This window comes from Propionivibrio sp., from assembly GCF_016790145.1.
Taxonomy (GTDB): domain Bacteria; phylum Pseudomonadota; class Gammaproteobacteria; order Burkholderiales; family Rhodocyclaceae; genus Propionivibrio.
On the sequence record NZ_JAEUOI010000233.1, the window covers coordinates 1 to 8719 of the forward strand.

The window sequence follows — 8719 nt, forward strand, 5'->3', positions numbered from 1 at the left end:
GAAGCTTCGCGCTGAATCATGACAAATATGACATATAGCTAGCCGCGTGGCCAGAAAGTGATCACTGAAGCCGAAAAATCGTCCCCAGCGGACGAATGGGGCGGCGAAACAATTTGCAATCCTGACTTTTGCAAGAGGCTCGAGTGAGCAGACTACGCTTGCAAGCTATCTGCCAGCACCTAAGGCGAACTGCATTTTGGCCTGGCGAAGCGGCCAGAAGCCATACGCTTCCTCGCAGCAGCCAGGTAGTTCCTGCGGTGTGTTGATGTGATGCCATGGGATGAAGTGTGGCTGAGCTCTACGCACGGACTCGTGCCTCAATGGAAAGACAAGGCATGGCAATGGCACCCCTGAATGTATTGATCGATTCCCATGCTGAAAGTATTGGCACCGTCCTGGTTACCAATGACCAGGCGGTTCGTTTGGTGGGCAATCTGCGCGTGGAGGACTGGACTGAGGCGGATTTATGGATGCTGGTCTATGCTTGACAGCGTAAACTTCCGAAATAGGCCAACTCCAGGACTCGTGTACTGCGGGGAATGTGCTTATTCTCGGTTCGAAAGGTTTTTTACCCCAATGGCGCTACTAATGGCACTAGGTTTCAGTGCCAGTACAGGCGGCGCACCAGCAAAGCGGCCAAGCCCAGAATCATCATCGCAGTGCTGCCTGGCTCCGGCACTGCGGGCAGCACGCCGGCGGCGCCATAGAGGGTGCCGGAACCCGATATCACGCTGAATCCTGGCACCGGCTGTCCCGTTGCACCCAGAACCTCGATGCCGGTCATGCGCGCACTGCTGAGAAAAGATACGTCGCCCCCGCTGCCTGTAAGCAGGCCCACGCTGGACGAGGGTAGCGAAGCACCCCACAGACCGTAGGTCACGTCCAGCGCAGAGCCGAAGACGATCGGAACGTCGATCGAAAACGTGGTGCTGCCGCTGACCGTCAGGCCCGTGACCAAGTCGCCAGTCAGAGCCATGCCAGGCAAAGAAGCGACATACCCACCCGGCATGTAGTACGACACTGAACCGCGCGAGTTCTGGATCCGAAAGGCCAAGAAGTGCGGCCCGTTGCCCACCGAGTAAAAGAAACCCAACTGGCTATCCGTGCGCCCGAGGTTGAACAGCGAGCCGTCGACGGTGAAGGTGGGTCTGAATACGCCCGCGCCGCTGGCCCCACCGAAGGTTATGGTCTCGGTCTGCAAGCCGTAAGCCTGCGAACCCACCACTGTGAATGAGTCACTGCTGCCGCTGTAGCTGGCTGCGGCGCGCACGCCTAAGTCACCAAAACCCGCGCGGCCCTTCGCCGAACCGGTGAAGGCCCTCAAGTCACCAGGCGGCCCGAAGCTCACCGCGAGGGCGGCGGCCACGTTCACCACGCCGCTGGTGGCCACGGCTGATCGCGAATCGCTGCCGACGCCACACGCCCCCCCGTCGGTGGGTAGGCCGACCTGAAAGTTGCCCTGGAAGTAGGCCGTGCGAGGATCAGGTCCAAAGGTCGCGCAGGAAAAGCCCGGGCCCGCCGCGCCGAGCCGCGAAATGCCGGCCGCCGTGAGGCTGTAACTTTCGAGCGCCGGCGCGGCCTGTGCTGTTGTAAATGCGCAGCCTAAGGCAAGGATAATGGTCGAACCTGACAAGACACGCATCGAAGACCCCAAGCAGTAGCGGTGGATGCCGCAGCAGCAATATGCGCCACAAACCGGTCGAGCGCAAGTCTGTGGTCTCAGTCTGTGATCTTTGACGGATTGGCTTGTTTTGCTGCGGTGACCAAGGCTGGGTGTCAGCACGAGTAGAAGGCGGTTGGCAAAAAAAGCAAGTGTACCGACATTTCTTTTTTCCTCTGGGTCAATACGATTCTTGGCAATCTTAAAACAGCGATTAACGGAACGTATCATTCATTCGATTTCGAGAAGTATGGCAATCGTTATCTTGCCGAGATGCAATATCGATTCAATCGGCGCTTCGATCTGGCCGTTATCCTGCCTCGATTGCTGCGCGCTGCCGCAACCACCGGCAAGCGAACCGAGGTGTGGCTGAGGCTGGCTGAAGATCAGCGCTAATCAGGACCTTTTTTATCGTTCATTCGCTGGCGATTGTGGCCAATTGCTTGCGTCGTCATCCCGCATGAGCGCAATCGGCTCGCTGGAAGAAGCCACAACGGGCTTCGCAGGTGTGCGCGGGTTCGAAAATTGTGGCGGTCTATTTGGCGGTGAACCAAATGACGGGATGGTTTCCGTTGAAGAGGTCAGTGCCCCTTGGTTGTCAAATCAAAAACAAGTTCCTGTCATCCACACTCTGTTGCCCAACAGTCGATATCACTAAGAAACTGGCAGGAAACATTCTTGTAGCTCTTGCCGTCACTGTGGCCCGCTAGCGCTGACTCACGCCGATGGCAGCCGATAGTCATTGAACATCTTCCGGAGCTTCATCTTCTGCAGCTTGCCGGTGGCCGAATGAGGCAATTCATCAACAAAAACGACATCATCGGGAAGCCACCAGGTGGCCACCCTGCCCGTCATGAAGGCCAGCATCGACGCACGCGTGAGATCCTGGCCGGGCTTCCTGACGACGATCAGCAGCGGCCTCTCCTGCCATTTGGCATGCGCTACGCCGATCACCGCGGCTTCGGCAACGGCCGGGTGCGCAATCGCTGCATTCTCCAGCGCAATCGACGAGATCCATTCGCCACCGGACTTGATCACGTCTTTCGCGCGGTCGGTGATCTGCATGTAACCGTCGGCGTCGATGCTCGCCACGTCGCCGGTGTCAAAAAAGCCCTCGGCATCGAGAGTCGGACTGCCCTCGTCGCGGAAGTAGACGCCAGCGATCCACGGCCCCCGCACCAGCAGGTGGCCGGACGCCATGCCGTTGTGCGGCAGGCTGACACCCTCGTCATCGACAATCTTCATCTCGACGCCATAGACGGCGCGGCCCTGCTTTTCCTGGATGCTCAGGCGCTGCTCCAGCGTGCAGCCGCTGTGCCTGGGTAGCAGATTGCAGACCGTACCCAATGGTGACATCTCGGTCATTCCCCAGGCATGAACGACGAAAGCACCGAAGTCCGTCTCGAAGCGTTCGCTCATCGCTCGCGGTGCCGACGAACCGCCGATGACCACGCGGCGGAGGCATAATTCGTCCTTCGGCTTCAATCCCTTGCTGTCGACGTGCTGCAAGAGCATCAGCCAGACGGTGGGCACGCCGAGCGCCAGCGTTACCTTCTCGTCGCGCATCAATTCGTAGACGCTCCTGCCGTCAAGGGCCGGGCCAGGCATCACCAGCCTGGCGCCGGACATGGCCCCGGCGTAGGGCATGCCCCAGGCATTGACATGAAACATCGGCACGACCAGAAGAACGGTTTCGCTGGCGCCGATGGCCAGTCCATCGACCGAGCACGCCGCCCAGGAGTGGAGCACCGAGGAGCGATGCGAGTAGAGTACGCCCTTGGGATTGCCGGTGGTTCCCGAGGTATAGCACAGCGAGGACGCCGTCGTCTCGTCGAACCGGGGCCATGCGTAGTCGCTCGCCTGGGCGCCAAGCAGATCCTCGTAACACAGCAGGCCGGGAATGCTGCAATCCGGCAGGTGCGCGCGCTCGGTCATCACCACGAAGCCGCACACGGTGGTCATCTTACTGGCCAGCGCCTCGACCAGCGGTACGAAGCTCAAGTCGAAAAAAAGAATCCGATCCTCGGCGTGGTTGACGATGTACTCGATCTGCTCGGGGAACAGACGCGGATTGATGGTATGCAGCACCGCTCCCATACCCGACACGCCGTAGTACAACTCCATATGCCGATAACCATTCCAGGCCAGCGTTGCGATTCGATCGCCCGCGGCTACACCCAGAGCAGTCAGTGCATTGGCCACTTGCTTCGCGCGGCGGTGGATGTCGGCATAGGTGCAGCGATGCAGCGGCCCCTCGCTGGTGCGCGAGACGATCTCGGCGTCAGGGTGAAAACTGGCTGCGTGTTCGAGCAGCGACGAAATCAGCAGCGGTCTGTCCTGCATCAATCCTTTCAGCATCGAAGACCTCCTCGTCCTTGTGGTGATAGCCGCCTAGAGTGATTTCAGTGCGCGCAGCAGTTCATCGGTGTAGGCGGTGAAGCGATGCACGTCCGCGTGTGCGGCACCGGCAATTCGCAGCAGCCGTGCCTGCGGCGCCACTGCCAGCAGCTCTTCGCTGTGCCGGATCGGGATCAGCGCATCGTCCTCGCCATGCACAAGCAAAAGGGCACCATGCACCCGCCCGGCGTCCCGGCAGGTCTCAAGCGGGTACCTCAGCAGCAGACTGGGCAACAGCGGATAGTGATCGCCCATGAGTTCGCCCATGGTGCAGTACGGCGAAACCAGGATCGTCAGATTGGGCTGCACCTCGGCCGCCAGACCGGCAGCGAGCGCCGTGCCCAGCGAACGTCCGTAAATCACTTTCCGTTTGCCGGCGTATTGCGGCGCAAGCGTCCGCCATGCGGCAAGCACGTCGTTGCGAAGCTGTTCTTCGCTTTCGATGCGGCCACCGCTCTTGCCGTAACTGCGATAGTCGAGCATGAAGAGATCGTAGCTGGCCGCGCGATAGAAGTCGGTGTTGGTGAACCACGTTTCCAGATTGCCGGTATTTCCGTGCAGGAAGAACACCACGCCGCGGGGATGTGGCAGTTGTAAATGCAGCGCCGAGAGCGTTGCGCCGCCAACGTCTATGCTGACCTCGTGCACGTCGTCGAGAACGTAGTGGTGGGCCGCTGGCAGCGGGTCGGGCTGGAAGATCAGCAGTTCCTGATAGCGGTACACCCAGGCCAGCACCGCCAGATAGCCACCGCCGACGATCACGGCAGCAAGGATTGCGGCCCGCCGCCACCAGGATCGCGGCGGGGCAATCGGGCGGGCAGCGGCTAGCGTGTCCATGCGCGGATCGGCGCCGGATCAGCCGACCTGCCGGAAGCGGTGAATCAATGGCGCCTGTGCCAAAAAATCGCCCGCACGCGCCATTGCCGCAGCAACGTGCGGCGTTGCCAGGTGCGCGTCGGCCGCCGCCTGATCCGCCCACTGCTCGACGGTCACAAACTCGAGCGGACGATCCTCATTCTCGAACAACTCGTAACTCACGCAGCCGGATTCGCCACGGCTTGGCGCAATCAAAGCCTGCAGAACCTCGCGCAGCTTCGCTTCACAAGCTTCCCGGGCTGAAATCCGGGCCATGATTCTGACCATCCTTTTCTCCTTTCTTTCTCTCGTCACAGCGGATCAATTCGCGCCCGACAAACATGTTACGCACTACCGGCCTTTCCGGATGCACCGGGGGCGGCGGGACAGTGGCGGAAACCTGCCAGGCTCCTTGCCTTGAACCGGATCGGCACCTTCTAGCGATCAGCCTGAGGTGGCCCGAGCGCTTCGATGCGGTAGCCCTGCGGATAATCGGCCCTCGGGATCTGCGTCCGCAGTTTCGCACGTCGGCGCTGCGGCAGCCAGCGCAGCGCCCGTGCCCGAAGACGCAACGCGCTTTCAGCGCTACATACCAGCCAGCGCGGGGCTGGCCGCAAGTCGAATGCGACGAGCAGCGGTGGATCGAGCAGCGCGTGAATGCTGCTGCGCACGAGCGGGCGCAACAGCGCCGGAAACCAGCCGGCAAACAGTTCGCGCGTGGCCAGCGCAACGCACCGGTTGGCCTCCGTAAAGCGGAAGTTCGCCGCTTCATAGGCGCGGCTGAAAGCTTCGAACTCGTTGAAACTCTCGGGCAGGTCGCGGATCAGCATGCGTTCGCCGACCTGCCGCCAGAACCAGAACCAGGCCAGTTTCTCAGTCTCGCTCATCGCTCGCCAGCCAAAGCGCTCGTTCCAGCGGATCGGCTCGAAGACGAAGGTCGACAGCACATACAGGAAGTCTTCGTTGGCAATGCGAAAGCGCGCGTGCAAGGCATTCATGCGCGCAATGGCACTGGACCCGCGCGGACTGTCGAAACCATGCTCGATGATTTCACTGACGATCAGATCGGTATCGTCGTAGCGTTTGCGGGTACGCGTCTCGAATTCGCCGGTACTGTGCAGCAGGCCACCGATGCGCGTCGAGGCAAACGTTCGGAAGAGCGCGAGTTCGAGCGCGCGCGTCGTATCCCAGGGGAAGGCCATGGTCGCCAGATGGCGCACGATGTCCTGGCAATCGCGTTGTGGATCAGGTGTCGAGGGGCTGGTCATTGGCTTCCTTTCCCGTACCTGCTGGTCTACGTAAAACCCTCGCTATCGGATGCAGGACTGCGCCAGACAATTGCGCCCGAAGGCCGTGGCTTCAACTCGCGACTCAGCGGGCCATGCTTGACAGACAGGCAACAGCCGAACCACATATACCAAACGCCGGATGATGAACCACCGTCGGCTTCTCAGAGGCAGCGACCCGTCGGATTCCATGACCAAAAAATATCGACCCAACGACTCCATGATCTGGCCAATGCTTTTTGTTGGGCCGCTCTTCTTCGCATTGCATGCGCTCAACCGTTACCAGCAAGAATCCTGTGGCGATTAGTCGAAGCGGCTGCTTAAAGAAAATGGCTACTAAGGGAGATAGTAATTACAAATGTACCTGTTCTGGATGGATCGTTATATCCCACCAGGGCAAGGTGACAGAGCGTAGCAGGCGTTGTTCAAGTTCCGTTTTTGCGTTACCACAAACCTTCACGCCTTTCTCATAGAGGGCATCCAGCAACCGCACCACCGTGCGCGTCCTCTTCCAGAAGAAATTCTCAGCCCGATGGAGTACGGTGCCCACCGTGCTCAACAGATAGCCATTCCACGACTTCTCCAATCCCGCCCAATAGCGCTCGATGGCGTTGTATTTGCTGTGATACGGCGGGTAGTAGATCAGACGTACGCAAAGCCCTGACGTATCGGCAAATTCCGTCATACGCAGGAGGAATTGACTACGATGCCCGTTGCATTCCGGTCCGTTATCCAGATTGATGACCAACTGTTTGACACCGGACAGAGCCTGTTTCCGTTCCTCCCACCAAAGAAAAATACCGTCAGCCATGAAGTCGCTGGTCTTGTAATGGGTGCCAAAAAACAAGAACGATTTGCCGGTGACCGGCTCCAGAATGCCGCCAGGCACCAATTTTTCCTTGGGGCACATATCATGATCCAAGGCGTTGACCGCTACGATCCCGCGTGAACGCCCACCTCTTGAGTATTCGCCAACATGGATGACCGCCTTGGTGTCCATGCTGATTCTCAAGGTTTCTGGGGCCGCATCGGCCAGCGCGTTCACGTACCAGACATTTTCAAAGAGGGCATCGGTTTCTGCTGTTTTTTTTGTACCTTGGTTTTGGCCACCGTGCGCAATCGGTATTCTTGACGCATCAGGATGTTGGAAATCGTACGCACGGTCGGTAAGGATTCCGCTGCCCACCCCTTCTCCAGGAGAGCGCCGTACACTGCGTTTGCCGTCATGTTCGTATACAGCAAGGTGGTACGCAGACTGGATTCGGTTTCACTTTGCGGCTCCATGATGGCCTGTATGTCGGCCAGCAGCTTAGGGTTCTTCTCTTCTGTTTTGGGTTTGACTCGCGCGGAGATGTCATTTACGCAGGCAATGCCGGTTTGGAATTCGTTGATGCCCATTTCAACAGCGGTTCGACTCCAACCAAAGACACTCTCTGCAATCCGATGCTTGCCATCGAGCAGCAATAGCGTGACATCGCCCATCGCACAACGTCGCGCGGGCCAAGGAATCAAATCAACCAAACGCGAGATTAGTCCCACCATTTCGGCGGACACGCCATTGCGTGCCAGTGTAGTCGTCTTCATGCGCATCACCTCCATTCATGCGGTATGAAAACATTATAACTGGTATATCAGTAATTACTATCTCCCTAAGCGATGTGTCAGTCGGGAATTTCAGCGTAGCCCTCTTGATTTGCAGAAACGGCTGAATTGGCGGCACATCCCCGACGTGAACCCGAGATGCATACTCAAATATGGCTTGTCGCAGTCCCTCAAACGTGGGGTCTGCCTTTATCCAGGTAAAACACTTGGCAAGCCGGTCTTTGTCGGTGGAATCCGCATATCGGTGGGCGTCGCTGCAATCGAGCAATCGGTCATTCACCCCGCTAGCTGTTAGCGAATTTTTCGCTTTGCCCCATTCCGCTGCCGTTGCGGAAGAAATGAAGACTAGGTCGGTGCTATTGATGATGGTCTTCTTGTCGGCAATCGACTGGTCGTTCCATTTGATGTCAGCCCACTCCGTTTTTCCAACAGCCGTCAGCGTTTTGCCGGCGAAGTAATGGGACTTCAGCACTTCCTGAATCGCACTGAGACTGAGGCAGAGATTGTTGAACCCTTCTATAGCAGGGTCATAAAACTTCGCGCGTTCCTCGACAGGCACACTTTCGATAATTTGCCGCCCAAGGTCTTCGATACTTTGCCGTGTTGGAACCGCAGCCCAATTGCCCGAAGTCCGCAGCGAGTCGAACTCCGGGGTCAGAACATACTTGCTGCACAGCGCGCTTAGAAACTGGCTCTCAATGATCTCTGGCTTAATCTCGTCCGAAAAAATAACGTGGTAATTCACGCGACTTAACCCGCTCTTGCTCCCTCCAAACTTATCGAGGCGGAGTTCAATCACGGGAAGCAGCAAGTCGATGTTTGGCAATTTCCCCTCTGCTTTCGCAGCTAAAACCTTCTTGTAGCCGTCCAAGAAGATTTAATCATTGATCCCAAGCACCTTGAACTCAGGCGGAAGCTC

The 8719-nt window shown here is 58.3% G+C and carries 8 protein-coding genes and 2 pseudogenes; 3 read left to right on the forward strand and 7 right to left on the reverse strand.

All coding sequences use genetic code 11. The annotated features are described in order from the left end of the window. Positions 1–335 precede the first annotated feature (335 nt). Complete coding sequence (locus tag JNM42_RS18830) at positions 336–488, forward strand: hypothetical protein (protein ID WP_294273963.1); 153 nt, start codon at positions 336–338, stop codon at positions 486–488. 113 nt (positions 489–601) lie between these two features. On the opposite strand, the gene JNM42_RS18835 is transcribed toward JNM42_RS18830, so the two are convergent. Then, on the reverse strand, positions 602–1642 hold the full coding sequence (locus JNM42_RS18835; RefSeq protein ID WP_294273967.1) for a PEP-CTERM sorting domain-containing protein: 1041 nt from the start codon (positions 1640–1642) through the stop codon (positions 602–604). A gap of 75 nt (positions 1643–1717) precedes the next feature. Between JNM42_RS18835 and JNM42_RS18840 the strand changes: the two are divergent. Beyond that, a pseudogene (locus JNM42_RS18840) lies at positions 1718–2056 on the forward strand (transposase); the annotation flags it as partial. A 64-nt stretch (positions 2057–2120) separates the two neighbouring features. Further along, positions 2121–2318 carry a hypothetical protein gene (locus tag JNM42_RS18845; protein ID WP_294273968.1) on the forward strand — a complete coding sequence of 66 codons (198 nt, stop codon included), beginning with the start codon at positions 2121–2123 and terminating at the stop codon, positions 2316–2318. 59 nt (positions 2319–2377) lie between these two features. On the opposite strand, the gene JNM42_RS18850 is transcribed toward JNM42_RS18845, so the two are convergent. The 6 genes and pseudogenes from JNM42_RS18850 to JNM42_RS18880 form a co-directional block, all read right to left on the reverse strand. Beyond that, positions 2378–4018, reverse strand: a complete 1641-nt coding sequence (locus JNM42_RS18850; protein ID WP_294273971.1) for a 3-(methylthio)propionyl-CoA ligase — start codon at positions 4016–4018, stop codon at positions 2378–2380. Positions 4019–4051: 33 nt separating this feature from the next. Continuing rightward, complete coding sequence (locus tag JNM42_RS18855) at positions 4052–4894, reverse strand: alpha/beta fold hydrolase (protein WP_294273976.1); 843 nt, start codon at positions 4892–4894, stop codon at positions 4052–4054. Between the two features lie 18 nt (positions 4895–4912). Next, on the reverse strand, positions 4913–5200 hold the full coding sequence (locus tag JNM42_RS18860) for a putative quinol monooxygenase (protein WP_294273979.1): 288 nt from the start codon (positions 5198–5200) through the stop codon (positions 4913–4915). A gap of 149 nt (positions 5201–5349) precedes the next feature. Continuing rightward, the gene (locus tag JNM42_RS18865) at positions 5350–6180 is read right to left on the reverse strand and encodes an oxygenase MpaB family protein (RefSeq protein WP_294273981.1); all 831 of its coding nucleotides are present in this window, start codon (positions 6178–6180) and stop codon (positions 5350–5352) included. Positions 6181–6550: 370 nt separating this feature from the next. After that, a pseudogene (locus tag JNM42_RS19540) lies at positions 6551–7797 on the reverse strand (ISAzo13 family transposase). After that, positions 7712–8671 (reverse strand): hypothetical protein, encoded by a 960-nt coding sequence (locus JNM42_RS18880; protein ID WP_294273991.1) that lies wholly within the window; start codon positions 8669–8671, stop codon positions 7712–7714. The pseudogene JNM42_RS19540 and the gene JNM42_RS18880 overlap by 86 nt, the downstream one beginning before the upstream one ends. Positions 8672–8719 lie beyond the last annotated feature (48 nt).